Genomic DNA, 531 nt, shown 5'->3' with positions numbered 1-531 from the left:
GGCGAGATCGCCTCCTTTCTGAACAGGAACTTCAAGTTGGACGAGTTCTGATCCACCGCCTGCAGGGATGGCGTGTGATCGCAGCAGAGTTGCGCATGAAAGGCCAGATCCGTAGCCTTCTCGGGGCAAAGTAGCGCGAGCGCGATGCCAGCATCTCGGCGCAACTGGTGGGAGGAACGCGAATGTCCGGCAAGACCCTGTTCATCACGGGCGCGTCGAGCGGTATCGGCGCTGCCACCGCCCGGGTGGCGGTCTCGAGAGGCTGGCGGGTTGGACTGTTCGCCAGGCGCGCGGACCGGCTCCAAGCGCTCGTCGATGAGCTGGGAACCGGCAATGCGATCGCGCTGCCTGGCGACGTGATGCAGCTCTCCGATCAGCAGGCGGCGCTGGAGCGGATGGCCAAGGCGTTCGGCGGCGTCGATGCAGCCTTCGCCAATGCCGGACGCGGCCTCGACGCGCCAGGCACCGAGGGCGGCGACGCGGACGAATGGCGGGCGATGATCGGGATCAACATCATGGGCCTGCTCTTCA

The 531-nt window shown here is 66.1% G+C and carries 1 protein-coding gene; it reads left to right on the top strand.

What is annotated here, in order from left to right; all coding sequences use genetic code 11:
• Positions 1-182: 182 nt before the first annotated feature.
• A partial coding sequence (locus KTN05_RS17785; RefSeq protein WP_217330682.1) for an SDR family oxidoreductase occupies positions 183-531 on the top strand: 349 nt, incomplete at its 3' end.

The sequence above is a fragment of the Paracoccus sp. Z118 genome (assembly GCF_019061185.1).
In the GTDB taxonomy this organism is placed as follows: Bacteria; Pseudomonadota; Alphaproteobacteria; order Rhodobacterales; family Rhodobacteraceae; genus Paracoccus.
This window is presented reverse-complemented; position numbering and strand designations above follow the sequence as displayed.